A 23,646-nucleotide genomic window follows, 5' to 3' on the forward strand; every position below is an offset into this window, starting at 1 on the left:
GGTCAGCCTCTTCCGCACGGCACAATCATCGGGGTGCCGGCTACCGGATCGCGGATGATGACGCAGCGCAGGCCGTAGATCGCTTCAATCAGCGCTGGCGTCACAATCTCCGCCGGTTTCCCTTCAGCGATGATTTTTCCGTCACGCATCGCAATCAGGTGGCTGGCGTAACGGCACGCCTGATTAAGATCGTGCAGCACCACCACCAGCGTGCGGCCATGCTGCTGATTGAGATCCTGCATCAGCTCCAGCAGCTCAATCTGATGCGTGATATCCAGCCAGGTGGTGGGTTCGTCGAGCAGCAGTAAGGGGGTTTCCTGCGCCAGCACCATCGCGATCCAGACCCGCTGCCGCTGACCGCCAGAGAGCGTATCCACCGGCTGGGCGGCCAGATCGGCCACCCCGGTGGCCTGCATCGCCTGCTTCACCGCCGCCTCATCTTCCTGTCGCCAGCGTCCGAACAGCGTCTGGTGTGGATAACGTCCGCGTGCCACCAGTTCACTGACGCTGATGCCCGCGGGCGCACTGGAACTTTGCGGCAGCAGCCCCAGTCGCCGCGCCACCTCTTTGGTGGCATACCGCGCGATCGTCTGACCATCCAGCAGCACCTCGCCCTGCAGCGGCGTCACCAGCCGGCTCAGGGTGCGCAGCAGCGTCGATTTTCCGCAGGCGTTAGGCCCGATGATGACGGTCAGTTCACCGTCGGGGATCGCGACCGAGAGATGCTCCGCCACGATCTTTTTGTCGTAACCCAGCGTCAGCGCCTTACCCTGCAAACGTGTTTTCTCTCTCACTGGCGTCGCGCCTCCCGAATCAGCAGAGCAATCAGATAGAGTCCGCCCAGGCTGACGGTAATGACACCGACCGGCAGCTGATAAGGCAGGAAAAGATGCTGTGCGGCGTAGTCTGCGGCGATTAACAGCAGCGCACCGCATAGCGCAGCCAGCGGCAGTGCGCCTTTGACGCCTCCGCAGAGACGCCGTGCAATCTGCGGCGCCAGCAGCGCAATAAAAGAGAGAGGCCCGGCCAGCGCGGTTGAGGCCGCAGTCAGGATCACGCCTGTCAGCATCAGCATGACGCGGCTGCGTTCCACCGGAACCCCTAAGGCGCAGGCGGTGTCATCGCCCATCTCCAGCAGACGCATGCGCCGGGCCAGCATTCCCGTTGCCAGCAGCGCCAGCAGCAGCACAACCGTCACGGGAAGCGTCTTCGCCCAGGTGATGCCGTTAAGTGAACCGGCGCTCCAGAGCCCGGCGCTCAGTGCCGCCTCCAGGGAGGCGCTGATAATCAGCCAGCTGTTGAGCGCCATCAGCAGCGCCCGCACGCTGATGCCGACGATAATCAGACGAAAGGTCTCCACGCCGTTGCGCCAGCTGAACAGCCAGACCACCGCCGCCGTAAGCAGCCCGCCCGCCAGTGCCGCCAGCGTCATGCCCGCCATGTTTTGCTGAAACAGCACCAGCGCGACCAGCACCCCGCTGTATGCCCCGGTGTTGAAACCGAGAATATCGGGGCTGCCCAGCGGGTTACGCAGCAGTGACTGAAAAATCGCACCACTGACGCCCAGCGCGGCCCCCAGCAGCAGCGCCATCGTGACGCGTGGCAGACGCCACTCCAGCACAATCAGCTGAACATTGCGCGCCGCCTCCCCGCTGAAGAGCGTCCACAACTGCTGCAGAGAGAGGGAGGGGGTGCCGTGTGTCAGCCCCATAAACGCCAGGATGCCGCAGGCAACCAGCAGTAAAAGCGCATTGATTATGATGCGTTTCATCACAGCCCTCTTCCCGGCCGGCGGCGAACCAGCACAATCAGCATCGGCGCGCCGAGAATGGCGGTCACAATCGACACGCGCAGCTCGCCCGGCACCAGCAGCCGTCCCAGAATGTCGGCGGCCAGCAGCAGGCAGGGGGTCATCACAAGGGTTCCCGGCAGCAGCCAGCGATGGTCGTTGCCCAGCAGCCAGCGTGCCAGGTGTGGCGTCATTAAGCCGACAAAGGCGATGGGGCCGACAGCGGCCGTCGCCGCGCCGCTCAGCAGCGCAATCGCCAGCAGGCCCGTCAGCTGCGTTCGCACCACGCGGGTGCCCAGTGCGGTCGCCATATCACCGCCCATGCTCAGGCTGTTCAGTGAACGTGCCAGCAGCAGTGCCAGCACGCTGCCGACAGCGAAGGCCGGCAAGGTGGCGCGCAGAATGGCGAAACTGCGGATATCCAGCGAGCCGCTGTGCCAGAAACGCAGATGATCGTAGATATCAGGATTGAGCAGCGACAGCCCGGACGTTAATCCCTCCAGCACCGCACCCAGCGCTACCCCCGCCAGGGTCAGGCGCACCGGACTGACCCGACCGCCGCCCACGGCGCCGGTCAGCGCCACCAGCAGAGAGGCCAGCAGTGCACCGGCAAAGGCGAAGCCCAGCCAGTCAGCCGGGGAGTCTGCGCCGGTCAGGGCGATTCCCAGTACGACCGCAAAACCCGCACCGGCGTTAACCCCCAGAATGCCGGGATCGGCCAGAGGATTTCGCGTCAGGCTCTGCATCAGCGCCCCTGCCAGCCCCAGGCTGCATCCGGCCAGCACCCCCGCCAGCGTGCGCGGCAGCCGGGCGTCACGCACGATGACACAATCGACGCGGGTGCAGTCGGTGAACAGGGCCTGAGTGACCTCATGGAGGGGAATGGATTTGGCGCCCAGCATCAGACTGAGCGCGAAAAGTAGCAACAGCAGCATCCCTGAACCTGCGATTGCGCGACATTGACGCATAACGTTTAAGCCTTCACCAGAAGAGTCACAGAGAAACCCATGCGATTAAGCGACCGATAAGCCTCATCATTTCTGCAGGTTATCCCGTCTCTCAGACGCCACGACCGTTAACAAACAGCGTCTCCAGCCGCGTCAGCAGATTGCTGGCGCTGTAGTAGTCGAGGCGGAAGCTATCCAGCCCCAGTGCATAGACCGCCCTGCTTTTTACTGCCGGGGTCTGCGCCAGGAAAGGGTTGCTCATCACCTGTGCAGTGGTGTTATCGTCGGCGGCAAACAGCAGGTAAGTCTGACCATTCAGGCCCGCCGCCAGATTTTCACCTGACAGCTGAAGAATATCTTTGCGCATTCCCATACTGTGCCCGGCGTGAAGGCTGGCGGGCGGCGTCGCCAGCGTGAAGCCCAGCTGCTGCAGTAACCTGGCCTGCGCTGACGCTGCCGTCCACAGGTTCACGGCCCGCCCGTCGCCGTTCCAGACCATCGCGGAAACCGGCTGCGGCGGCAGCGTCAGCTTCGCCTTCAGCGCCTTTTCGCGTGCCTCAAAGGCGTTTATCCGTGCGGCCGCATCCACCTCATGCCCCGTCGCCTTGCCCAGCAGCGTCACCAGCTGCTGCCAGCTTTTATCGTCATAATTGACCACCAGCACCGGCGCAATCGCCGCAAGCTGATCGACCAGTCTGATGGCTGAATCGTTGCCGGTGGCGCTGACCACAATCAGATCCGGCGCTTCGGCAGCAATCGCTTCTGCACGGGGTTCGCCAATGTAGAGACGCTTCACGCCGCGCTGTTTCGCCACCGCGCCCCACTGCCGGAAATAGCCCTGCTCATCCGCCAGGCGACTGCCGGGGGCGGTGGCCCCGCTGGCGACCACTGGCGCATTAATGGCCAGCAGCGATCCGGTCAGGGTCACGCTGGTTGAGACGATTCGGGTCGGTGCCTGCGTCAGGGTAAGATCGCCACTGGCTCCGGTAACGGTGCGCGGCCAGCCCGTCCCGGCCACCGCGCTGACACTGAGCAGGCTGCTCAGAAAAAACAGCACGATCGCCCTGCTAACCCTCTGTTTATTCATACGTTATTTTCCACACTCGTTCAGATAAGGTCGGCGGCTGTTTATGCTGATCTGACCCGGAGCAGCAGCCGAAGCGCCGCATATGGATTGACAGATCCGGCCAATCCACGTAGCTTAACGCCTAATAATACAAATGATAATCATTATTAGTTATCTTATCATTTCCGGGTGAAAAGTATGGCCGAATCACGCGCATTTGAACATCCCCTGTTGCACGATTTTGCGGCACTCTGCCAGGGTTTCCTGTTTACCTCGCCCTGGCAAAGCCTCACCACACAGGGCTGCTTTACGACGCTGACCACGCCAGTCAGACAGGGTGAACAGCTGACAGGGGATTTTCAGCAGCAGCTTCAGCACCACTTTACCTCGGCCAGAAAGCAGGGCATTGCGCACCCCATCGTGGCAGGTGCCATCCCCTTTGACGTGGCGCAGCCCGCCGCGCTGTTTATCCCGGAGTCCTGGCAGCGCTTTAACCGTGACGATCTGATCGCCCGGGCCTCACTGGCAGACGCCGATCTGCCCGTGATTCGTCGCCGCACGGCGTTGCCGGATCAGGCGCGCTTTACCGACATGGTGGCGCAGGCAGTTGCCGCCACGCGTCGGGGCGACCTGAAGAAAGTGGTGCTGTCGCGGCTGATGGAGATCGTGGCTGAACAGCCGGTTGATACGGCTGCTCTGATGCAGCGCATCGTGGTGCAGAACCCCGGCAGCTATCACTTTCATCTGCCCCTGCCCGGCGGCGGCGCGCTGGTGGGAGCCAGCCCGGAACTACTGATTCGAAAACAGGGTCGCCTGTTCAGCTCCTGTCCCCTGGCCGGCTCGGCCGCACGCAGCCGCGATCCGCAACGCGATCGGGCCTCCGGCGACAGCCTGATGCAGTCGGCGAAGGATCGTCATGAACATCAGCTGGTGACAGATGCGATGCGCGCCACCCTGCAGCCGCGCAGCCGTTTGCTGTCGGTGCCTGAAACACCCTCTCTGCTGACCACGGCCACCCTCTGGCATCTCGCCACGCAGATCCGAGGCGAAGTGCTGGACGAGCGCGAAAATGCACTCTCCCTCGCCTGCCTGCTGCATCCGACGCCGGCGCTCAGCGGCTTTCCGCATCAGCGTGCGCAGGCCCTGATCCAGCGCCTTGAGCCGTTTGAGCGTCAGCTGTTTGGCGGCATCGTCGGCTGGTGTGACGACCGGGGCAATGGCGAATGGGTCGTCACCATTCGCTGCGGCACGGTGAAGGGGTCGCGGGTACGGCTGTTTGCCGGTGCGGGCATCGTGACGGATTCACAACCTGAAGCAGAGTGGCGTGAAACCGGCGTCAAACTCGACACCCTGCTTCGCGCTTTTGGATTGCAATAAAGGAACCTGCATGACGATCTCCTACAGCCGCTGGCCGGACGACCTGGCCGCCCGTTACCGTGAAAAAGGCTACTGGCTCGACCTGCCGATGACCGACATACTGGATCGCCACCGCGACAACGATAGCGTGGCGGTGATTGAGGATGACAGGCGGTTGACCTACCGCCAGCTGGCGGCACTGAGTGACAACCTGGCGGCGGCGTTACAGCGGCGTGGCCTGAAACGGGGTGATACGGCGCTGGTGCAGCTGGGCAACGTGGCAGAATTTTACCTCACGCTGTTTGCCCTGTTTAAACTCGGTGTTGCGCCGGTGAATGCCCTGTTCAGCCATCAGCGCACCGAACTGACCGCCTACGCCAGCCAGATTTCGCCCCGCCTGGTGATTGCTGACCGCACGCATCCGCTGTTTGCCGATGACGCTTTTATTGCGCAGCTCCGCCACGATCACCCTTCACTGCAGCAGGTGATCCTGCGCCATGCCTCACCGCCGGAACAGAGCCTTGAAGCGCTGCTGGCCGAACCGGCCGGTGCGTTTATGGCCACGCCGACCGCGGGCGACGAGGTAGCCTTTTTCCAGCTCTCTGGCGGCAGTACCGGCACGCCAAAACTGATTCCGCGCACCCATAACGACTACTACTACAGCATCCGTGAAAGTGACGCGATCTGTGGCGTCACCGCCGATACCCGCTATCTCATCGCCCTGCCCGCCGCCCACAACTTCCCGCTGAGTTCGCCGGGCGCGCTGGGCGTCTTTTACGCGGGGGGACAGGTTATTTTGGCCGCCGATCCCAGTGCGACAGCCTGCTTTCCCCTGATTGAAAAACATCAGGTGACCGATACCGGCCTGGTTCCGCCTGCCGCCAGCCTCTGGCTGCTGGCACTTCAGGAATCGGACAGCAAGGCGGCACTGGCCTCCCTGCAGCGCATGCAGGTGGGGGGCGCTAAGCTGGGCGAAACGCTGGCTGCACGCATACAGCATGAGATCGGCTGCACCCTGCAGCAGGTCTTTGGCATGGCCGAAGGACTGGTGAACTATACCCGGCTGGATGATGATCCGCAGACCATCCTCACCACACAGGGACGCCCGATCTCCCCGGATGATGAGGTCTGGGTTGCCGACGAGCAGGGTCATCCTCTGCCCGTGGGGGCCACCGGTCGTCTGATGACGCGCGGCCCCTACACCTTTCGCGGCTACTACAACAGTCCGGAACACAACGCCGCCAGTTTCGACGAACGGGGCTTTTACTGTTCCGGTGACCTGGTTGAGATCACCCCTGACGGCAACCTTATCGTGCAGGGTCGGGAGAAAGATCAGATCAACCGGGGTGGCGAGAAGATCGCCGCGGAAGAGATCGAAAACCTGCTGCAGCAACACGCCGATGTGATCCACGCGGCACTGGTCTCCATGAGCGATCCGCTGCTGGGTGAAAAAAGCTGCGCGTTTATCGTCACCCGTCAGCCGGTAAAACCGGCGGCGCTGCGGCGCCACCTGCGTGAACTGGGCGTCGCAGAATTTAAGCTCCCCGACCGCATTACCTGCGTAGATGCCCTGCCACTGACCCCGGTCGGCAAGGTCGATAAAAAACGTCTGCGCCAGCATCTTGCCGATCAACATGCGTAAGCCCGATCTGTCCGGAGAATTTTATGACTATTCCACAACTGACCTCCTATCCACTGCCCGCCGCCACCGAGTTGCCGAATAACCGGGTGAAATGGGCGCTGGAGCCGGGCCGGGCCGCCCTGCTCATCCACGATATGCAGCGCTATTTTCTCAGCTTCTGGGGGGAAAACAGCCCGCTGATTGAGCAGGTCGTCGGCAATATTGCCCGCCTGCGTCGCTACTGCAAAGCGCAGGGTATTCCGGTGTTTTACACCGCCCAGCCGACGGCGCAGAGCGATGCGGATCGCGCCCTGCTCAACGATATGTGGGGACCGGGCCTGAATAAGCATCCCGACCAGCAGAGGATCGTGGCGGCGCTGGCCCCCGACGAGGACGACCAGGTGCTGACCAAGTGGCGCTACAGCGCCTTTCATCGTTCCCCGCTGGAGGCGATCCTGAAGGAGATGGGCCGCGATCAGCTGATTATCACGGGCGTCTATGCTCATATCGGCTGCCTGACCACCGCCACGGATGCCTTTATGCGTGATATTCAGCCGTTTATGGTGGCCGATGCGCTGGCTGATTTCAGCCGCGAGGAGCATATGATGGCGCTGACTTACACCGCCGGCCGCAGCGGAAAAGTGGTGATGACGGCTGATATGATGCCAGTCCCTCTTAGCAAAGCGGATCTGCGCGCGCTCGTCCTGCCGCTGCTGGAGGATGATGAGGTGCCGGAGGATGATGAAAACCTGATCGATTATGGTCTGGATTCGGTGCGCGTCATGGCGCTGGCGGCACGCTGGCGTCAGGTTCACCGGGATATCGACTTTGTCACGCTGGCGAAAAATCCGAGCATCGATGGCTGGTGGGCGTTGCTGTCGCGGGAGCTCACTCAATGAGCCACACCTTCGACTTCAGCGGTCGCGTTGTCTGGGTAACCGGAGCCGGTCAGGGCATTGGTTATCAGAGTGCGCTGGCCTTTCATCGGGCAGGCGCACAGGTGGAAGCCTTTGACCTGCAGTTTGCGCGGCAGGATTATCCGTTTCGCTGTCATCGCCTGGATGTGGCCGATCCGGATCAGGTAGAAACGATCTGTCAGCGCGTGCTGGCAACGCAACCGCGCATTGATGTGCTGGTCAACGCGGCGGGCATTTTGCGCGTCGGTGCCACCGATGCGCTCTCCTTCGCTGACTGGCAGGCGTGCCTGAACGTCAACGCGGGCGGCGCCTTTAACCTGTTTCAGCAGACGCTGCCGCGCTTTCGCCAGCAGCGCGCCGGGGCCATCGTCACCGTGGCGTCTAACGCGGCGCACGCGCCGCGAATCGGCATGTCGGCCTACGGCGCATCGAAAGCGGCACTGCGCAGCCTCTGTCTGACCGTGGGGCTGGAAATGGCCCCTTTTGGCGTTCGCTGTAACATCGTTTCACCCGGCTCCACCGACACCGCGATGCAGCGCAGCCTGTGGCAGACCCCCGGCGGCGAGCAGGAAATGATCGCCGGTTTTCCGGATCAGTTTAAACTGGGGATCCCGCTGGGCAAGATCGCGCAGCCGCAGGAAATTGCGGCCACCGTGCTGTTTCTCGCATCAGACCTGGCCAGCCATGTGACCCTGCAGGATATCGTGGTCGACGGCGGCGCAACCCTGGGAGCCTGAAAATGGCTGCGATCTGGAAACGATCCTTCGATCTTCCCACCCTGAATGCACTGGGCGAGCAGTCGCTGGTCGCCCATCTCGGGATCGTCTTTACCGTGATAGGCGAGGATTACCTGGAAGCGACGATGCCGGTGGATGCGCGCACGCACCAGCCATTTGGCCTGCTGCATGGCGGGGCCTCCGTGGTACTGGCGGAGTCGATGGGCTCTATGGCCGGGTATATGGCGGTGGAAGAAGGTAGCAGCGTGGTGGGTGTCGAAGTCAATGCCAGCCATCTGCGTGCGGTGTCAGCCGGGACAGTGCGGGGGATCTGTCGCCCCCTGCATCTGGGCAGACGCAGTCAGAGCTGGCAGATCGAGATCCGTAACGGCCGGGATCAGTTGTGCTGCAGTGCGCGACTCAGCGTGGCGGTGATGAGCAGCTGAAAAAAAAGCCCCCCTTTCGGTTGGAAAGAGGGGCTTTGCCGGTCAGCCTGTGGCCGCGTCGTGGTTAGCGCTGATAGATAATTTCGACGCCTTCGTCGTCTTCATCATCCCAGTCGTCATCCCACTCTTCATCTTCCACTTCTGTCGCATTTTCAAGGGTTTCTTTGTGGTAATCGTCCCACATGAACTCCACTTTCTCCGGCTGCTTCTCTTCGAGCTCGGCTTCTTTCGGGTTGGCGTTGATGAAGCTCATCACATCCCAGCAGAGTTCGTTGACGCCGGTACGGCTGGCGGCAGAGATCAGGTAATACTTATCTTCCCAGCCCAGCGCCTCAGCGACCGCTTTGGCACGTGCCTGCGCTTCTTCTTCACCAATCAGGTCCACTTTGTTGAAGACCAGCCAGCGCGGTTTGTTGAACAGCTTCTCGCTGTACTTTTCCAGTTCGCCAAGAATGATGCGGGCGTTTTCAACCGGATCGCTTTCATCGATCGGATCGATGTCGATCAGGTGCAGCAACACGCGGCAGCGCTCCAGGTGCTTCAGGAAGCGGATCCCGAGACCGGCACCCTCAGCGGCGCCTTCAATCAGGCCCGGAATATCGGCCACGACAAAGCTCTGCTCGCTGTCCATACGTACCACGCCCAGGCTTGGCACCAGGGTGGTAAACGGATAGTCCGCCACTTTTGGCTTGGCGGCCGACACGGCGCGAATAAAGGTGGATTTACCGGCATTCGGTAAGCCCAGCATGCCGACGTCCGCCAGCAGCATCAGCTCAAGCTGCAGGTCGCGCTTCTCACCCGGGGTTCCCATGGTTTTCTGGCGCGGGCTGCGGTTCACTGACGATTTAAAACGGGTGTTGCCCAGGCCATGCCAGCCGCCTTTACCGACCATCAGTTTCTGGCCGTGACGCGTCATGTCGCCTAAGGTCTCGCCGGTTCCCTGGTCGATAACCCGGGTGCCGACCGGAACTTTGATTTCGATATCTTTACCGCGTTTACCGGTACAGTCGCGGCTCTGGCCATTCTGCCCGCGTTCAGCGCGGAACGATTTCTCGAAACGATAATCGATAAGGGTATTGAGGTTTTCATCGGCGATCAGATAAACGTCGCCGCCGTCACCGCCATCACCCCCGTCAGGGCCGCCCTTCGGGATATATTTTTCGCGGCGGAAGCTGACGCATCCATTACCGCCATCACCCGCGACGACCAGAATTGTCGCTTCATCAACAAACTTCATTTTCAATCTCCGTCACACAATCGCCTGCAGCACTCTGCAGACGGGTCCGCCAGGGTCTTCTGCGCTGACCAGCGGCGGATAAATCAGGACTGGCTGTCGCCAGTGTGTACATAAAGTGTACAGCAAACTTCAGTGAGGCGTCGCTTTTACCGCGACAGAGCGCAGAATGTAAAAAGCCCCGCAGGAGCTGCGGGGCCTTTAATTCGTGCGTTCAGACGTTAAACGTCTGCGTCACGACAACCTTACTCAGCAACGATGCTGATGTATTTACGGTTGTTCGGACCTTTAACTTCGAATTTTACTTTGCCGTCTGCGGTAGCGAACAGGGTGTGGTCACGACCACAACCTACGTTGCTGCCTGCGTGGAATTTGGTGCCACGCTGACGAACGATGATGCTACCTGCCAGAACAGATTCACCACCAAAACGCTTAACACCCAGACGTTTTGCATTGGAGTCACGACCATTTCGAGTCGAACCACCAGCCTTTTTATGTGCCATTTGTCAGATCTCCTCTTACGCCGTGATACCAGTGATTTTCACATCAGTGAACCACTGGCGATGGCCAGCCTGCTTACGGTAGTGCTTACGACGACGAAACTTAACGATCTTAATTTTCTCGCCACGACCGTGCGCAACAACTTCTGCCTTGATCATACCGCCTGAAACCAGTGGCGCGCCGATTTTCACGTCTTCGCCATTAGCAATCATCAGAACCTGGTCAAACTCGATGGTTTCACCGGTTGCGATGTCCAGCTTTTCCAGGCGAACGGTCTGACCTTCGCTTACTCGGTGTTGTTTACCACCACTTTGGAAAACCGCGTACATATAAAACTCCGCTTCTGCGCTTGCCTTTTAGTTCATCAGGCGGCGCGCTAAATATTCACAATAGGGCGCGAATTCTACGCAAAACTCCAGAAGAAGACAAGAGCACTTTGCACACTCTTGCAGAAAAAAAACACAGGCTGAATGCAACCGTTTCTCAGGCTGAAAATTCAAGTACAATCAGTAACAGATTACCTGAACGCTGGCTGGGTAAAAGCACTTACCATGGCAGAGATAACGAGTCATAGCTGAAAAGACGAATGAACTTAGAACAGATCAACGAATTAACCGCACAGGATATGGCTGCCGTTAACCAGACCATCCTCGACCAGCTGAATTCAGATGTCTCGCTCATCAACCAGTTGGGCTACTACATCATCAGTGGTGGGGGTAAGCGTATCCGTCCCATGATTGCCGTGCTCTCCGCACGCGCCATGGGCTACAAGGGCGACCTGCACGTGACCAATGCGGCGCTGATCGAATTTATCCACACCGCCACGCTGCTGCATGACGATGTCGTGGATGAATCCGATATGCGTCGTGGCAAAGCGACCGCGAACGCGGCGTTTGGCAATGCGGCAAGCGTGCTGGTCGGGGATTTTATTTACACCCGCGCCTTCCAGATGATGACCAGCATGGGGTCGCTGCGTATCCTGGCGCTGATGTCAGAAGCGGTCAACGTGATCGCTGAGGGCGAAGTCCTGCAGCTGATGAACGTGAACGATCCTGACATCACCGAAGAGAGCTACATGCGCGTGATTTACAGCAAGACTGCGCGCCTGTTTGAAGCCGCGTCGCAGGCTTCTGCGATCCTGGCTGACGCCACGCCGGAAGAGGAGAAAGCGCTGCAGGATTATGGACGCTATCTGGGCACGGCTTTCCAGTTAATCGACGATTTGCTGGATTACAGTGCGGACGGAGAGACGCTGGGTAAAAACACCGGCGACGACCTGAGCGAAGGGAAACCGACGCTGCCGCTGCTGCATGCAATGCAGAACGGCTCACCTGAGCAGGCGAAGATGATCCGCGAAGCCATTGAGCAGGGTAATGGCCGCCATCTGCTGGAACCGGTACTGGAAGCGATGCACCAGTGTGGTTCGCTGGAGTGGACCCGCACCCGCGCCGAACAGGAAGCGGACAAGGCGATTGCCGCTCTGCGCATTCTGCCTGAATCACCCTGGCGCAGTGCGCTGGAGTCGCTGGCGCATATGTCAGTTCAGCGCGATTTCTGATTCCCTACGGAGCCTCCCTGGCTCCGTTTCTCCTCCCCGCTCTCACTTCTTTATGTTCGCTCATTGCTGTTGCATGCCTTTTGCGGGCTGTCACACAGACCCGACGCTGACGCCAAATATTACTGGAAATTAATGGAAACTATTTGCTATAAAAAACGCTTACTTTCCAGATAACAGTAAAAAGGTAAGCCAACGTCCCGGTGGACGACACAAAGACAAGGAGAACGGGTTATGCAAAAAAGGATGGAAGACTGGCACCCGGCTGACATTATCGCAGCCCTGCACAAACGCGGTACCACGCTGGCCGCACTGTCACGCTCGGCCGGCCTCAGCTCATCAACACTCGCGAATGCGCTGACGCGCCCGTGGCCAAAAGGCGAATGGCTGATCGCTGAGGCGATCGAGGTGCATCCCAGCGAGATCTGGCCCAGCCGCTACTACGATCCTGACACGCACCGCCTGCTGGATCGCAAAAAACGTATCCGGATCCCCGTCGATCTTTCCGGCACGCCCTGAGATCGACAGGCGAAAAAAAACCAGCCCCGCAAAGGGCTGGTTCTTTCAGCGCATACCTGAGATTACTCTTCGCTGACGCGCTCGATATTCGCACCCATCGCTTTCAGCTTATCTTCGATATGCTCATAGCCACGATCGATGTGATAAATGCGATCGACGAATGTCGTGCCTTCCGCGATACAGCCAGCCAGAACCAGGCTGGCAGAAGCGCGCAAATCGGTCGCCATCACCTGCGCACCGGACAGGGTTTCCACCCCGTGACAGATCGCGGTGTTGCTCTCGATCTCCGCATGGCCGCCCATACGAATCAGCTCCGGGATGTGCATGAAACGGTTTTCGAAAATGGTTTCGGTAATCACGCCGGTGCCTTCCGCCACCATATTCAGCAGGGTGAACTGCGCCTGCATATCGGTCGGGAAACCCGGATGTGGCGCGGTGCGCACATTGACCGCTTTAGGGCGTTTGCCGTGCATATCGAGGCTGATCCAGTCTTCGCCGGTTTCGATATCGGCACCGGCGTCACGCAGCTTAGAGAGAACCGCATCCATCGTATCGGGCTGAGCCTTGTGGCACATTACTTTGCCGCCTGAAATGGCGGCTGCCACCAGGAAGGTGCCGGCTTCGATACGGTCCGGCAGAACGCGGTAAACACCGCCGCCCAGACGCTCGACGCCTTCGATGGTGATCTTATCGGTGCCTGCGCCGCTGATGCGGGCACCCAGCGTGTTAAGGAAGTTGGCGGTATCGACAATTTCCGGCTCCCGCGCCGCATTCTCAATCACGGTGGTGCCGGTCGCCAGGGTTGCCGCACTCATGATAGTGACGGTTGCGCCGACGCTGATCTTGTCCATGACAATCAGCGCGCCCTTCAGGCGGCCGTGGACGGACGCCTTGACGTAGCCCTCTTCCAGCTTAATCTCGGCACCCAGCTGTTCCAGGCCGGTGATATGCAGGTCAACCGGACGCGCACCAATCGCGCAGCCGCCCGGCAGCGAAACCTGACCCTGACCAAAACGCGCCACCAGTGGGCCCAGCGCCCAGATGGAGGCGCGCATGGTTTTCACCAGATCGTAAGGCGCACAAAATACATCGACCGCGCTGGCATCGACATGCACAGAACCGTTGCGCTCCACCTTCGCACCCAGCTGGCTCAGCAGCTTCATGGTGGTATCAATGTCGCGCAGCTTTGGCACATTCTGGATCTCTACCGGCTCTTCAGCCAGCAGGGCAGCAAACAGAATAGGTAGCGCGGCGTTCTTCGCCCCGGAAATGGTTACTTCACCACTTAAGCGGGTGGGGCCTTGCACACGAAATTTGTCCATTAACACGGCTCTCAATTAACTAGCTAAAGATGGGACTCGCTTACCACGAGTGCACCACGCTGAGGGATCAGAAACCGTTGAGTTTACGGTCGCGCGCCCATTCAGCGGGAGTATAGGTTTTGATAGAGACAGCATGAATGCGGTTGTCCGCGATGTATTCCATCAGCGGCGCGTAGACAGCCTGCTGTTTTTTCACGCGGCTCAGCTCGCCAAACAGTTCGCCTACGGCGATCACCTGAAAATGGCTGCCATCGTTGCTCATCACATGCACTTCGTCTAAAGGCAGCGCTGCCATCAGCACGGCCTGAATTTCACTGTTTTCCATTGTGCTTAACTTCACTTAATAATAATAAGGCTGACATAGTAGAGGAAAGCGGCTGACTCTTAAATACGCAAAAGCCCCTGTTGAAAACAGGGGCTTAGCATAACAAGCGGAAATCAGGCGCTTTTATCCGCAGAAACAATAATCTGTTGCAGATTGTAAAGCGTAATCAGCGACTGCAGTTTGTCGCTGATACCGGCAAAGCGCGGGGTGCTCCCCTGCGCCCGTGCGATTTCCCGCAGGTGCACCAGCAGAGCGAGGCCGGAAGAGTCAACCCGGTTCAGCGCCGCGACGTCGATCGTCTCGACGCCGCGAATCAGCGTTTCACGCTGCTGCCAGAGGCCCATCAGGGTGTCGCGATCCAGCTCGCCTTTCAGTAATAGCGTGCTGGCTTCGCGCTCCCAGCGTAACGATTCGTGCATTATTGTTGTTTATCCAGCGTGATTGGCTGTGACGCAGACGATTTGAGCTGCGCCGTCAGACCATCGATACCTTTGGTCCGTAACAGATCGCTCCACTCATTCTGTTTGGTGGTGATCATGCTGACGCCTTCGGCAATCATGTCATAAGCCTGCCAGTTGCCAGTCTGGCTGTTTTTACGCCACTGAAAGTCGAGGCGAACCGGCGGACGGCCATTAGGATCGATGATAGTGACGCGAATCGCCACAATTTTGGCGTCGCCCAGCGGCTGCTCAGGCTGGATCTGGTAGCTCTGGCCGTTGTAGAGGGCCAGTGCCTGACCATAAGCCTGGGCCAGATAGTCGCCAAAAGCGCTGAAGTAAGCTTCGCGCTGGGCCGGTGTTGAGTCACGATAGTAGCGACCCAGCACTAATGCGCCCGCATATTTGATCTGCACGTAAGGCAGCAGTTCCTGACGCACAATCTGACGCAGGTAGTTGGGGTCCTGCTTGATTTTTGGCTGCTCATTTTTCAGACGGCTGAAGGTCTTTTGCGCCGCTTCGTTCATCAGCTTGTAGGGATTGCTCTGGTCGGCTGCCGTTGCCGTCAGCGGGACCGCAACCACCAGCATGGCAATCATCAGTAAACGTTTAAACATGGTATGCCCTCTTCTTTAAGGTTGAGCCGGTTCCGCAGGCGCGGCACTGCTGCCATCCTGCGCCTCCTTGCCCTCATTTTTTTGTTTGTTGTCGCCGCTCTTGTAAAGGAACTGACCGATCAGATCTTCAAGCACCATCGCCGATTTGGTGTCGCGCAGCGTATCGCCGTCTTTCAGCATCGCCGAACCGAGCTCAGGGTCGTCAAAGCCTAAATTAAGCGCCAGGAACTGCTCACCCAGCAGACCCTGGGTGCGAATCGCCAGCGAACTGGTGTCTGAAATTTTATTCGCGTACTGATCGCTGATCTCCATCGTGACGCGCGGCAGCAGGGTCTTCGGTTCAAGCTCGATATCCGTCACCCGGCCAATCACTACGCCGCCGATTTTGACCGGCGAACTGGCTTTGAGGCCGCCAATATTGTCAAAGGTCGCGTAGAGTTTCCACGTCGGCTCCGTGCCCATTGACTTCAGGTCGGCGACGCGCAGACAGAGGAACAGCGCGGCAATCAGCGCCATAATCATAAAAATGCCAACCCAGATTTCGCTTTTTTTGCTTTGCATTGCATCAATTCCCAAACATCAGTGCTGTCAGCACAAAATCCAACCCGAGTACCGCCAGAGAGGCGTGTACGACGGTACGCGTTGTCGCGCGACTGATCCCTTCGGAAGTGGGAATCGCGTCATAGCCATTAAAAAGAGCAATCCAGGTCACCGTCACGGCAAAGACGGCACTTTTGATCAGGCAGTTCACCACGTCGGTGCGGAAATCGACGGCATTCTGCATCGCCGACCAGAAGAAGCCGGGATCGATCCCCTTCCAGCTCACCCCCACCAGCGCACCGCCCGCGATCCCGACCGCCGTAAAGATGAGTGCCAGCAGCGGCATGCTGATGAAGCCCGCCCAGAAACGGGGCGACACCACCCGGCGTAACGGATCGACCGCCATCATCTCCATACTGGAGAGCTGCTCGGTGGCTTTCATCAGGCCGATTTCCGCCGTCAGCGCCGAGCCCGCCCGGCCGGCAAACAGCAGTGCGGTCACCACCGGTCCCAGCTCTCGCAGCAGCGACAGGGCCACCAGCATACCCAGACTGGTTTCGGCGCCATAGGTGGTCAGCACCAGATAGCCCTGCAGCCCGAGAACCATGCCAATGAAGAGACCCGATACCACAATAATCAGGAGCGACAGCACGCCAACGCTGTAGAGCTGTTTGATCAGTAGTGGCGTGTGTCTGCGAAACGCCGGTTTTCCTACCAGCGCGTGAAACAGCATTAATCCTGCGCGTCCAAAACTGGCGCACGTTTCAATTCCCTGACGACCAAACGACGCCAGCGCCTTCAAGACCATCTGTTTAGTTACTCCGTGAGCCGGTTAAATCAGCGAGATAATCGCCGGCAGGAAAACGGAATGGAACCGGACCATCCGCATCGCCATCAATAAACTGGCGCACGCGCGGGTCGTTATTCTCTCGCAGTTCCGGCGTGGTGCCGTGTGCGATAATTTTTTGTCCGGCCACAATATAGGCATAGTCCGCAATGCTCAGTACTTCCGGTACGTCATGCGAGACCACGATGCAGGTCAGGCCCAGCGCATGGTTCAGTTCATCAATGAGTTTGACCAGCACGCCCATGGTAATCGGATCCTGACCGACGAAGGGCTCATCAAACATGATGAGTTCCGGCTCCAGCGCAATAGCGCGCGCCAGGGCCACACGTCGCGCCATCCCGCCTGAGAGCTCTGCGGGCTTCAGCTGGGCCGCGCCCCGCAGGCCCACCGCCTCCAGCTTCATCAGCACCGTGCTGTGTAGCAGCGGCTCAGGCAGTCGCGTATGTTCACGCAGCGGCCACGCAACGTTTTCATAAACCGTTAAGTCTGTAAACAGCGCACCCGACTGGAACAGCATGCTCATCTTTTTACGCGCTTCATACAGTCTGGCGCGCGATAATGACGGAATGTTTTCGCCACGGAAAAAAATCTCGCCGCGGGTCGGCTGAAGTTGCCCCCCAATCAAGCGTAGCAGAGTGGTTTTTCCGATCCCCGATGGCCCCATAATCGCGGTCACTTTGCCTTTCGGCACGGTCAGCGAGATGTCATCAAAGATGGTGCGATCTCCGCGCGAAAAACTCACGCCACGAACCTCAACCAGATTCGTTTGCTGCTGGGTCATTATTACCTCTTGTAAGGATCGGGCGTAAACATGGGGTACGATGGTAGCCTGTTCGGTCCTGATTCACGATAGCTTTACAGAAACTTACCGCTAAGATTTGGCGAAAATGGTCATTAAATTTACTTTTGCCCCTGAGGCGGTCAAAATCAGCGCCTGTCTCGCCAAACAGAATTTTAAACCGGCCGGGAACGCATTGCCGGCCTGAGTTTTTACGCAAGGATTTTTCATGTTCGTAGCTTCTGCACTGTTGATTATCGGTTTGCTTTTACTGGCTTATGGTGCCGATCGACTGGTGTTTAGCGCCTCAATATTATGCCGCTCTCTGGGCATTCCGCCGCTGATTATCGGCATGACCGTGGTCAGCATCGGCACCTCGCTGCCGGAGATGATCCTCTCCTTTTCGGCAGCGCAGCATGGCCAGATGGATCTCGCTGTGGGCACCGCCCTCGGCTCGAATATTACGAACATTTTACTGATTCTGGGTGCCGCTGCGCTTATGCACCCGCTGAGTGTGCATTCTAATCTGATTCGCCGCGAACTGCCGCTGATGTTGCTGGTCACCCTGCTCAGCGGTTTTATGCTGTTTGACAATCAGCTTAGTCGACTGGATGGAATTGGCCTGATCGCGATTGCCGCGATTTATCTTCTGGTGGTGATTCGCATCGCACGCAAGGCCGAACGGGACAATAACGACACCCTGACCCGCGAGCAGCTGGCCGAGCTGCCCCGTGAAGAGAGCGGCAACACGGTGGCCTTTCTCTGGCTCGCCGTTGCGCTGATCATCCTGCCAATGTCGACACGTATGGTGATCGACAACGCCACGGCCTTTGCCGACTACTTTGGCGTCAGTGAGCTGGTGATGGGCCTGACGCTGATTGCCGTGGGCACCAGCCTGCCTGAGCTGGCAACGGTCATCGCCGGTGCACTGAAAGGCGAAGATGATATCGCGATCGGTAATCTGGTCGGCGCCAACATTTATAATATTGCCATCGTGCTTGGCCTGCCGGCGCTGATCCACCCCGGCAGCATTGACTATCACGCTTTCGCCCGCGACTACTGGGTGATGCTCGGCGTGAGTGCGCTCTTTGCCCTGCTCTGCCTGCTACGGCGCCGCCGTGTTGGCCGGACGGCAGGCCTGATTTTACTCTGTGGTTTCTTCGTCTGGGTGACGCTGCTGTGGATACAGCCGGCGTTCATGGACGGCTAATAAGGACAGACTCACTATGCCACATCAGCAACCAACAGCATTCGACTTCCAGCAGGTGGGAAAAACCGTCCTGCGCATTGAGCGTGAAGGGCTGGAACAGCTCGATCAATATATCAATGAGGATTTTGCCCGCGCCTGCGCCCTGATCTATGCCTGCCAGGGTAAGGTGGTAGTAATGGGCATGGGGAAGTCAGGTCACGTCGGCAAGAAAATGGCGGCGACCTTTGCCAGCACCGGCACGCCCGCCTTTTTTGTGCATCCGGGCGAAGCCAGCCACGGCGATCTGGGCATGGTGAGCAAAAATGATGTGGTCATCGCCATTTCTAACAGCGGGGAGTCGAACGAGATTCTCGCCCTGATTCCGGTGCTGAAGCGCCAGCACATTACGCTGATCTGCATGACCGGACGGCCTGACAGCGCGATGGGACGGGCTGCCGACGTGCATCTCTGCGTCCACGTTCCTCAGGAAGCCTGCCCGCTGGGTCTGGCCCCGACCAGCAGTACCACCGCCACGCTGGTGATGGGTGATGCTCTGGCGGTTTCGCTGCTGGAAGCGCGGGGATTTACAGCGGAGGATTTCGCCCTCTCCCACCCCGGCGGTGCGCTGGGCCGCAAACTGCTGCTGCATGTGGCCGATATCATGCACAGTGGCGATGCGCTGCCGCATGTCACCCGTGACGCCTCACTGCGCGATGCGCTGCTGGAGATTACCCGCAAAAACCTCGGTCTGACGGTGATCGTCGACGACCTGATGAAAATCGAAGGGATTTTTACTGATGGTGACCTGCGCCGCATCTTTGATATGGGCATCGATTTCCAGCGTGCCACCATCGGGGAAGTGATGACGCCAGGGGGCATCCGCGTCCGGCCAAACATGCTGGCGGTGGACGCCCTGAACCTGATGCAGACCAAAAACATTACGTCGATTCTGGTGGCCGATGACGACCATCTGCTCGGTGTGGTACATATGCATGACATGCTGCGCGCTGGCGTAGTCTGAACAGGAAGAGAAAATGCAACAGGCAACTCCCCCGATTGACACCTGCTACGGCCCGGTCAGTGCTGAGGTTATGGCGCGCGCCAGTCGCATTCGTCTGCTGATCTGTGACGTGGACGGCGTGATGTCCGACGGGGTGATCTACATGGGAAATAACGGCGAAGAGCTTAAGGCGTTCAACGTGCGGGATGGCTATGGCGTGCGCTGCCTGCTGACCTCAGATGTGGAAGTGGCTATTATTACCGGCCGCAATGCCCGTCTGATGGAAGATCGCTGCAAAACGCTCGGCATCCGTCATCTTTATCAGGGACAATCGGATAAGCTTTTGGCCTATCGCGAACTTCTGGATAAACTGTCTCTTTCCGACGACCAGGTCGCCTATATCGGCGATGACCTGATCGACTGGCCGGTCATGGCGAAGGTGGGATTGAGCGTGGCGGTGGCGGATGCACATCCTATCCTGTTGCCGCGCGCAGACTATGTTACCCGTATCGCCGGTGGACGCGGTGCGGTTCGTGAAGTCTGCGATCTGATCTTAATGGCGCAGAACAAATTTGAGGATGCCAAAGGGCAATCAGTATGAGTAAAAGCAGGCGTTGGATAACGCTGATTCTGACCTTGATTGCACTGGTTTTGATCGGCTGGAATCTTACCAATAAGGATGACGATGGGATGCCCGTCGGGACAGACAGTCAGTCTCCGACCTACACCAGTGCGGATTCGCACACGGTGGTTTATAACCCGCAGGGCGCGCTGTCCTATAAACTGGTCTCAGACAAAGTGACCTATTTCTCGGATGACGAACTGAGCTGGTTCGAGCATCCGGTGATGACCACCTATGATGAGAACAAGATCCCGACCTGGACGTTACGCGCGGATAAGGCAAAGCTCACTAAAGATCGTATGCTTTATCTTTATGGCCATGTTGAGCTCAACACGCTGACGCAGGATTCTCAGCTGGAGCGGATCAAAACAGATAACGCGCAGATCAATCTGGTGACCCAGGACGTTACCTCGGATGACCAGGTGACATTGTATGGCCGCAGCTTTAACTCCACCGGCATGAAAATGCGCGGCAATTTACGGACAAAAAACGCCGAGTTAATCGAGAAGGTCAAAACCTCTTATGAAATTCAAAATGAACAAAAATAGCCTGAAGCTTTTACTGGCCAGCGTGCTGCTGGCGACCAGCGTTCCGGCGCTGGCCCTGACCGGTGACTCGGACAAACCCGTTAATATTGACTCGCAGAATCAGGCGCTGGATTTACAGGGCAATGTCGCGACCTTTACCGGCAACGTCATTGTGACGCAGGGCACCATCAAAATTACGGCAGATAAAGTCGTGGTCACCCGTCCGGGCGGCGACAGTAAGAAAACCATCGTCGACGCCTACGGTAATCCTGCCACCTTCTATCAGATGCAGGATAGCGGCAAACCGGTTCAGGGCCATGCCGCAAAACTGCATTACGAACTGGCCAACGATTTCGTTGAACTGACCGGCAATGCGTTTATTGAGCAGCAGGACAGCAACATCAAAGGCGATCGCATCACCTACCTGGTGAAAGAGCAGAAGATGCAGGCTTTCAGCCAGGGCCAGAACAAGCGCGTCACCACCGTACTGGTGCCGTCGCAACTTCAGGATAAAGCGTCGTCCAACAGCGAGAAGAAGAGTAACTGATAGCTATGGCCACATTAATCGCAGAAAACCTGGCGAAGGCCTACAAAGGCCGTCGCGTGGTAGAAGATGTCAGTCTGCAGGTGAAATCCGGCGAGATTGTCGGCCTGCTGGGCCCGAACGGTGCCGGTAAAACCACCACGTTCTACATGGTGGTCGGCATCGTGCCGCGTGACGCGGGCCGTATCGTAATTGACGATGAAGATATCAGCATCCTGCCGCTGCATGCGCGTGCGCGTCGTGGCATCGGCTATCTGCCGCAGGAGGCGTCCATTTTCCGTCGCCTCAGCGTCTACGATAACCTGATGGCGGTGCTGCAGATCCGTGATGATCTGACCGAAGAGCAACGCCAGGATCGCGCCCGCGAGCTGATGGAAGAGTTCCACATTGAGCACCTGCGCGACAGCATGGGCCAGGCCCTCTCCGGCGGCGAACGACGCCGTGTTGAGATCGCGCGTGCGCTGGCCGCCAATCCGAAATTCATTCTGCTGGATGAGCCTTTTGCCGGTGTTGACCCTATCTCCGTTATCGACATTAAGAAGATCATTGAGCATCTGCGTGACAGCGGCCTCGGCGTGCTGATTACCGACCATAACGTGCGTGAAACGTTAGCGGTCTGTGAGCGGGCCTATATCGTCAGCCAGGGCCACCTGATCGCGCACGGCACACCCAATGAAATTCTTGCGGATGAGCAGGTTAAGCGGGTTTATTTGGGTGAAGAGTTCAGACTCTGATAAGGTGTCGTTAAGACCGCTATTTACCTGGGAACTATCATCCTGTCTATGAAGCAAGGCTTACAACTCAGGTTCAGCCAACAGCTGGCAATGACTCCCCAACTGCAGCAGGCAATTCGTCTGCTGCAGCTCTCTACGCTTGAACTCCAGCAGGAGCTACAGCTGGCGCTGGAAAGTAATCCCCTGCTTGAGCAGACGGACCCGCACGACGAGATCGACTCCCGGGACGCTGCAGAAGCGGAGGCGCTGGATACCCGCGAAGCGCTTGAGCAAAAAGAGATGCCCGATGAGCTGCCGCTGGATGCCACCTGGGATGAGATCTACACCGCTGGCACACCTTCCGGCACCGGAACGGACTATCAGGATGATGAGCTACCGGTCTACCAGGGTGAAACGACGCAGTCCCTGCAGGATTATCTGATGTGGCAGGTCGGCCTGACGCCGTTCAGTGATACCGATCGCGCGATTGCGACCTCTATCGTCGATGCTATCGATGACACCGGATATCTCACCGTTTCGCTTGAGGAGATCCTCGACAGTATCGGCAATGACGAGCTGGAAGTGGATGAGGTTGAAGCGGTGCTGAAACGCATCCAGCGCTTTGATCCGATTGGCGTGGGTGCGCGCGATCTGCGCGACTGCCTGCTGGTTCAGCTGTCACAATATGCGCCCGACACGCCCATGCTGACCGAAGCACGTCTGATTGTCAGTGAGCATCTCGACCTGCTGGCCAACCACGACTTCCGTAGCCTGATGCGGGTAACGCGCCTCAAAGAAGAGGTGCTGAAAGAGGCGATGCTGCTGATTCAGTCGCTGGACCCGCGTCCCGGCCAGTCGATCAACACCGGCGAACCGGAATATGTGATTCCCGATGTGCTGGTGCGCAAGGTCGGCAGCCGCTGGACGGTTGAACTCAACGCCGACAGCCTGCCCCGCCTGAAGATCAATCAGCACTATGCGGCGATGGGCGGCACCACGCGTAACGACAGCGACATGCAGTTTATCCGCAGCAACCTGCAGGAAGCACGCTGGCTGATTAAGAGTCTGGAAAGCCGCAATGATACACTGCTGAAAGTGACGCGCTGTATCGTTGAGCAGCAGCAGGCGTTTTTCGAGCAGGGGGAAGAGTTTATGCGCCCGATGGTCCTGGCTGATATCGCGCAGGCCGTTGAGATGCACGAATCGACTATCTCCCGCGTGACCACGCAGAAGTATCTGCACAGTCCGCGCGGTATTTTTGAACTGAAGTACTTTTTCTCCAGCCATGTCAACACGGAAGGGGGCGGCGAAGCCTCCTCTACCGCGATTCGTGCGCTGGTGAAAAAATTAATTTCGGCGGAAAATCCAGCCAAACCCTTGAGCGACAGTAAACTGACCTCCATGTTGTCCGATCAGGGGATCATGGTGGCACGGCGTACCGTCGCAAAATATCGTGAGTCTTTATCCATCCCGCCATCGAACCAGCGTAAACAGCTGGTTTGACAGAAATGAGAAGGA

The 23,646-nt window shown here is 58.4% G+C and carries 28 protein-coding genes; 14 read left to right on the top strand and 14 right to left on the bottom strand.

Annotation, left to right across the window (positions count from 1 at the left end; translation table 11 throughout):
* Positions 1-2 precede the first annotated feature (2 nt).
* The 4 genes from HFD92_RS10095 to fepB form a co-directional block, all read right to left on the bottom strand.
* Positions 3-794 (bottom strand): ATP-binding cassette domain-containing protein, encoded by a 792-nt coding sequence (locus HFD92_RS10095; protein ID WP_111208929.1) that lies wholly within the window; start codon positions 792-794, stop codon positions 3-5.
* Positions 791-1,771 carry an iron-enterobactin ABC transporter permease gene (gene fepG, locus HFD92_RS10100; RefSeq protein ID WP_185185201.1) on the bottom strand — a complete coding sequence of 327 codons (981 nt, stop codon included), beginning with the start codon at positions 1,769-1,771 and terminating at the stop codon, positions 791-793. The genes HFD92_RS10095 and fepG overlap by 4 nt, the downstream gene beginning before the upstream one ends.
* The gene (gene fepD, locus HFD92_RS10105; RefSeq protein WP_167428888.1) at positions 1,771-2,757 is read right to left on the bottom strand and encodes a Fe(3+)-siderophore ABC transporter permease; all 987 of its coding nucleotides are present in this window, start codon (positions 2,755-2,757) and stop codon (positions 1,771-1,773) included. The genes fepG and fepD overlap by 1 nt, the downstream gene beginning before the upstream one ends.
* Positions 2,758-2,848: 91 nt before the next feature.
* Positions 2,849-3,823, bottom strand: coding sequence for a Fe2+-enterobactin ABC transporter substrate-binding protein (gene fepB / locus HFD92_RS10110; protein ID WP_167428889.1), 975 nt, complete (start codon positions 3,821-3,823; stop codon positions 2,849-2,851).
* Between the two features lie 177 nt (positions 3,824-4,000).
* Here fepB and HFD92_RS10115 point away from each other — a divergent pair, with 177 nt between their 5' ends.
* From HFD92_RS10115 to HFD92_RS10135, 5 genes are read left to right on the top strand one after another with little or no spacing between them, the layout of a single operon-like run.
* A complete protein-coding gene (locus tag HFD92_RS10115) occupies positions 4,001-5,179 on the top strand; it encodes an isochorismate synthase (protein WP_111208256.1) in 1,179 nt (392 codons plus the stop codon).
* 10 nt (positions 5,180-5,189) lie between these two features.
* Positions 5,190-6,800, top strand: coding sequence for a (2,3-dihydroxybenzoyl)adenylate synthase (locus HFD92_RS10120; RefSeq protein ID WP_140923238.1), 1,611 nt, complete (start codon positions 5,190-5,192; stop codon positions 6,798-6,800).
* 23 nt (positions 6,801-6,823) lie between these two features.
* Positions 6,824-7,678, top strand: coding sequence for an isochorismatase family protein (locus HFD92_RS10125; RefSeq protein WP_046101079.1), 855 nt, complete (start codon positions 6,824-6,826; stop codon positions 7,676-7,678).
* A complete protein-coding gene (gene dhbA, locus HFD92_RS10130) occupies positions 7,675-8,433 on the top strand; it encodes a 2,3-dihydro-2,3-dihydroxybenzoate dehydrogenase (protein ID WP_154928601.1) in 759 nt (252 codons plus the stop codon). The genes HFD92_RS10125 and dhbA overlap by 4 nt, the downstream gene beginning before the upstream one ends.
* Before the next feature lie 2 nt (positions 8,434-8,435).
* Positions 8,436-8,858, top strand: coding sequence for a hotdog fold thioesterase (locus HFD92_RS10135; protein WP_111208260.1), 423 nt, complete (start codon positions 8,436-8,438; stop codon positions 8,856-8,858).
* A 64-nt stretch (positions 8,859-8,922) separates the two neighbouring features.
* On the opposite strand, the gene cgtA is transcribed toward HFD92_RS10135, so the two are convergent.
* The 3 genes from cgtA to rplU all read right to left on the bottom strand — a co-directional run bounded on the left by cgtA (position 8,923) and on the right by rplU (position 10,922).
* The gene (cgtA, locus tag HFD92_RS10140) at positions 8,923-10,095 is read right to left on the bottom strand and encodes an Obg family GTPase CgtA (RefSeq protein WP_009092447.1); all 1,173 of its coding nucleotides are present in this window, start codon (positions 10,093-10,095) and stop codon (positions 8,923-8,925) included.
* 242 nt (positions 10,096-10,337) lie between these two features.
* Positions 10,338-10,595, bottom strand: a complete 258-nt coding sequence (gene rpmA, locus HFD92_RS10145; RefSeq protein ID WP_009092448.1) for a 50S ribosomal protein L27 — start codon at positions 10,593-10,595, stop codon at positions 10,338-10,340.
* Positions 10,596-10,610: 15 nt separating this feature from the next.
* A complete protein-coding gene (gene rplU, locus HFD92_RS10150; protein ID WP_008925416.1) occupies positions 10,611-10,922 on the bottom strand; it encodes a 50S ribosomal protein L21 in 312 nt (103 codons plus the stop codon).
* A 257-nt stretch (positions 10,923-11,179) separates the two neighbouring features.
* Between rplU and ispB the strand changes: the two genes are divergently transcribed.
* Positions 11,180-12,151, top strand: a complete 972-nt coding sequence (ispB, locus tag HFD92_RS10155; protein ID WP_009092450.1) for an octaprenyl diphosphate synthase — start codon at positions 11,180-11,182, stop codon at positions 12,149-12,151.
* Between the two features lie 231 nt (positions 12,152-12,382).
* On the top strand, positions 12,383-12,667 hold the full coding sequence (locus tag HFD92_RS10160; protein ID WP_111208261.1) for a helix-turn-helix transcriptional regulator: 285 nt from the start codon (positions 12,383-12,385) through the stop codon (positions 12,665-12,667).
* A gap of 62 nt (positions 12,668-12,729) precedes the next feature.
* Here the strand turns inward: HFD92_RS10160 and murA are convergent, their stop codons facing one another.
* From murA to mlaF, 7 genes are all read right to left on the bottom strand, one after another.
* Complete coding sequence (gene murA, locus HFD92_RS10165) at positions 12,730-13,989, bottom strand: UDP-N-acetylglucosamine 1-carboxyvinyltransferase (protein WP_111208262.1); 1,260 nt, start codon at positions 13,987-13,989, stop codon at positions 12,730-12,732.
* Between the two features lie 67 nt (positions 13,990-14,056).
* Positions 14,057-14,314, bottom strand: a complete 258-nt coding sequence (gene ibaG, locus HFD92_RS10170; protein WP_009092456.1) for a BolA family iron metabolism protein IbaG — start codon at positions 14,312-14,314, stop codon at positions 14,057-14,059.
* Positions 14,315-14,427: 113 nt separating this feature from the next.
* Positions 14,428-14,733: a lipid asymmetry maintenance protein MlaB gene (mlaB, locus tag HFD92_RS10175; RefSeq protein WP_046101075.1), complete on the bottom strand. Its 306-nt coding sequence runs from the start codon at positions 14,731-14,733 to the stop codon at positions 14,428-14,430.
* On the bottom strand, positions 14,733-15,368 hold the full coding sequence (mlaC, locus tag HFD92_RS10180; protein ID WP_009092458.1) for a phospholipid-binding protein MlaC: 636 nt from the start codon (positions 15,366-15,368) through the stop codon (positions 14,733-14,735). Before mlaC ends, mlaB begins: the two co-directional genes overlap by 1 nt.
* A 15-nt stretch (positions 15,369-15,383) precedes the next feature.
* Positions 15,384-15,929, bottom strand: coding sequence for an outer membrane lipid asymmetry maintenance protein MlaD (gene mlaD, locus HFD92_RS10185; protein WP_111208263.1), 546 nt, complete (start codon positions 15,927-15,929; stop codon positions 15,384-15,386).
* Positions 15,930-15,933: 4 nt separating this feature from the next.
* Positions 15,934-16,716 (bottom strand): lipid asymmetry maintenance ABC transporter permease subunit MlaE, encoded by a 783-nt coding sequence (gene mlaE / locus HFD92_RS10190; RefSeq protein ID WP_009092460.1) that lies wholly within the window; start codon positions 16,714-16,716, stop codon positions 15,934-15,936.
* A 4-nt stretch (positions 16,717-16,720) separates the two neighbouring features.
* The gene (gene mlaF / locus HFD92_RS10195; protein ID WP_046101074.1) at positions 16,721-17,536 is read right to left on the bottom strand and encodes a phospholipid ABC transporter ATP-binding protein MlaF; all 816 of its coding nucleotides are present in this window, start codon (positions 17,534-17,536) and stop codon (positions 16,721-16,723) included.
* Between the two features lie 226 nt (positions 17,537-17,762).
* Between mlaF and HFD92_RS10200 the strand changes: the two genes are divergently transcribed.
* The 7 genes from HFD92_RS10200 to rpoN are packed head-to-tail and all read left to right on the top strand — an operon-like array spanning position 17,763 to position 23,631.
* Complete coding sequence (locus HFD92_RS10200) at positions 17,763-18,743, top strand: calcium/sodium antiporter (protein ID WP_150028728.1); 981 nt, start codon at positions 17,763-17,765, stop codon at positions 18,741-18,743.
* A 16-nt stretch (positions 18,744-18,759) separates the two neighbouring features.
* Entirely contained in the window at positions 18,760-19,743 is a 984-nt protein-coding gene (gene kdsD, locus HFD92_RS10205; RefSeq protein ID WP_167428890.1) for an arabinose-5-phosphate isomerase KdsD, read from the top strand.
* A 13-nt stretch (positions 19,744-19,756) separates the two neighbouring features.
* On the top strand, positions 19,757-20,323 hold the full coding sequence (gene kdsC / locus HFD92_RS10210) for a 3-deoxy-manno-octulosonate-8-phosphatase KdsC (RefSeq protein WP_009092464.1): 567 nt from the start codon (positions 19,757-19,759) through the stop codon (positions 20,321-20,323).
* Positions 20,320-20,892: an LPS export ABC transporter periplasmic protein LptC gene (gene lptC, locus HFD92_RS10215; protein WP_009092465.1), complete on the top strand. Its 573-nt coding sequence runs from the start codon at positions 20,320-20,322 to the stop codon at positions 20,890-20,892. Before kdsC ends, lptC begins: the two co-directional genes overlap by 4 nt.
* Entirely contained in the window at positions 20,867-21,418 is a 552-nt protein-coding gene (gene lptA / locus HFD92_RS10220) for a lipopolysaccharide ABC transporter substrate-binding protein LptA (RefSeq protein ID WP_033736432.1), read from the top strand. Before lptC ends, lptA begins: the two co-directional genes overlap by 26 nt.
* Before the next feature lie 5 nt (positions 21,419-21,423).
* Positions 21,424-22,149 carry an LPS export ABC transporter ATP-binding protein gene (gene lptB, locus HFD92_RS10225; RefSeq protein WP_009092467.1) on the top strand — a complete coding sequence of 242 codons (726 nt, stop codon included), beginning with the start codon at positions 21,424-21,426 and terminating at the stop codon, positions 22,147-22,149.
* A 48-nt stretch (positions 22,150-22,197) separates the two neighbouring features.
* Positions 22,198-23,631: an RNA polymerase factor sigma-54 gene (gene rpoN / locus HFD92_RS10230; protein ID WP_167428891.1), complete on the top strand. Its 1,434-nt coding sequence runs from the start codon at positions 22,198-22,200 to the stop codon at positions 23,629-23,631.
* Positions 23,632-23,646 lie beyond the last annotated feature (15 nt).

It is taken from the genome of Pantoea sp. EKM101V (genome assembly GCF_011800325.1).
GTDB lineage: Bacteria > Pseudomonadota > Gammaproteobacteria > Enterobacterales > Enterobacteriaceae > Pantoea > Pantoea anthophila.

Excerpts from the sequence above, each read along its gene's own strand:
- fepG (WP_185185201.1), bottom strand. The coding sequence starts at position 1,771 with ATGAAACGCATCATAATCAATGCGCTTTTACTGCTGGTTGCCTGCGGC.
- fepD (WP_167428888.1), bottom strand. The coding sequence starts at position 2,757 with ATGCGTCAATGTCGCGCAATCGCAGGTTCAGGGATGCTGCTGTTGCTA.
- fepB (WP_167428889.1), bottom strand. The coding sequence starts at position 3,823 with ATGAATAAACAGAGGGTTAGCAGGGCGATCGTGCTGTTTTTTCTGAGC.
- HFD92_RS10115 (WP_111208256.1), top strand. The coding sequence starts at position 4,001 with ATGGCCGAATCACGCGCATTTGAACATCCCCTGTTGCACGATTTTGCG.
- HFD92_RS10120 (WP_140923238.1), top strand. The coding sequence starts at position 5,190 with ATGACGATCTCCTACAGCCGCTGGCCGGACGACCTGGCCGCCCGTTAC.
- HFD92_RS10125 (WP_046101079.1), top strand. The coding sequence starts at position 6,824 with ATGACTATTCCACAACTGACCTCCTATCCACTGCCCGCCGCCACCGAG.
- dhbA (WP_154928601.1), top strand. The coding sequence starts at position 7,675 with ATGAGCCACACCTTCGACTTCAGCGGTCGCGTTGTCTGGGTAACCGGA.
- HFD92_RS10135 (WP_111208260.1), top strand. The coding sequence starts at position 8,436 with ATGGCTGCGATCTGGAAACGATCCTTCGATCTTCCCACCCTGAATGCA.
- cgtA (WP_009092447.1), bottom strand. The coding sequence starts at position 10,095 with ATGAAGTTTGTTGATGAAGCGACAATTCTGGTCGTCGCGGGTGATGGC.
- rpmA (WP_009092448.1), bottom strand. The coding sequence starts at position 10,595 with ATGGCACATAAAAAGGCTGGTGGTTCGACTCGAAATGGTCGTGACTCC.
- rplU (WP_008925416.1), bottom strand. The coding sequence starts at position 10,922 with ATGTACGCGGTTTTCCAAAGTGGTGGTAAACAACACCGAGTAAGCGAA.
- ispB (WP_009092450.1), top strand. The coding sequence starts at position 11,180 with ATGAACTTAGAACAGATCAACGAATTAACCGCACAGGATATGGCTGCC.
- HFD92_RS10160 (WP_111208261.1), top strand. The coding sequence starts at position 12,383 with ATGCAAAAAAGGATGGAAGACTGGCACCCGGCTGACATTATCGCAGCC.
- murA (WP_111208262.1), bottom strand. The coding sequence starts at position 13,989 with ATGGACAAATTTCGTGTGCAAGGCCCCACCCGCTTAAGTGGTGAAGTA.
- ibaG (WP_009092456.1), bottom strand. The coding sequence starts at position 14,314 with ATGGAAAACAGTGAAATTCAGGCCGTGCTGATGGCAGCGCTGCCTTTA.
- mlaB (WP_046101075.1), bottom strand. The coding sequence starts at position 14,733 with ATGCACGAATCGTTACGCTGGGAGCGCGAAGCCAGCACGCTATTACTG.
- mlaC (WP_009092458.1), bottom strand. The coding sequence starts at position 15,368 with ATGTTTAAACGTTTACTGATGATTGCCATGCTGGTGGTTGCGGTCCCG.
- mlaD (WP_111208263.1), bottom strand. The coding sequence starts at position 15,929 with ATGCAAAGCAAAAAAAGCGAAATCTGGGTTGGCATTTTTATGATTATG.
- mlaE (WP_009092460.1), bottom strand. The coding sequence starts at position 16,716 with ATGGTCTTGAAGGCGCTGGCGTCGTTTGGTCGTCAGGGAATTGAAACG.
- mlaF (WP_046101074.1), bottom strand. The coding sequence starts at position 17,536 with ATGACCCAGCAGCAAACGAATCTGGTTGAGGTTCGTGGCGTGAGTTTT.
- HFD92_RS10200 (WP_150028728.1), top strand. The coding sequence starts at position 17,763 with ATGTTCGTAGCTTCTGCACTGTTGATTATCGGTTTGCTTTTACTGGCT.
- kdsD (WP_167428890.1), top strand. The coding sequence starts at position 18,760 with ATGCCACATCAGCAACCAACAGCATTCGACTTCCAGCAGGTGGGAAAA.
- kdsC (WP_009092464.1), top strand. The coding sequence starts at position 19,757 with ATGCAACAGGCAACTCCCCCGATTGACACCTGCTACGGCCCGGTCAGT.
- lptC (WP_009092465.1), top strand. The coding sequence starts at position 20,320 with ATGAGTAAAAGCAGGCGTTGGATAACGCTGATTCTGACCTTGATTGCA.
- lptA (WP_033736432.1), top strand. The coding sequence starts at position 20,867 with ATGAAATTCAAAATGAACAAAAATAGCCTGAAGCTTTTACTGGCCAGC.
- lptB (WP_009092467.1), top strand. The coding sequence starts at position 21,424 with ATGGCCACATTAATCGCAGAAAACCTGGCGAAGGCCTACAAAGGCCGT.
- rpoN (WP_167428891.1), top strand. The coding sequence starts at position 22,198 with ATGAAGCAAGGCTTACAACTCAGGTTCAGCCAACAGCTGGCAATGACT.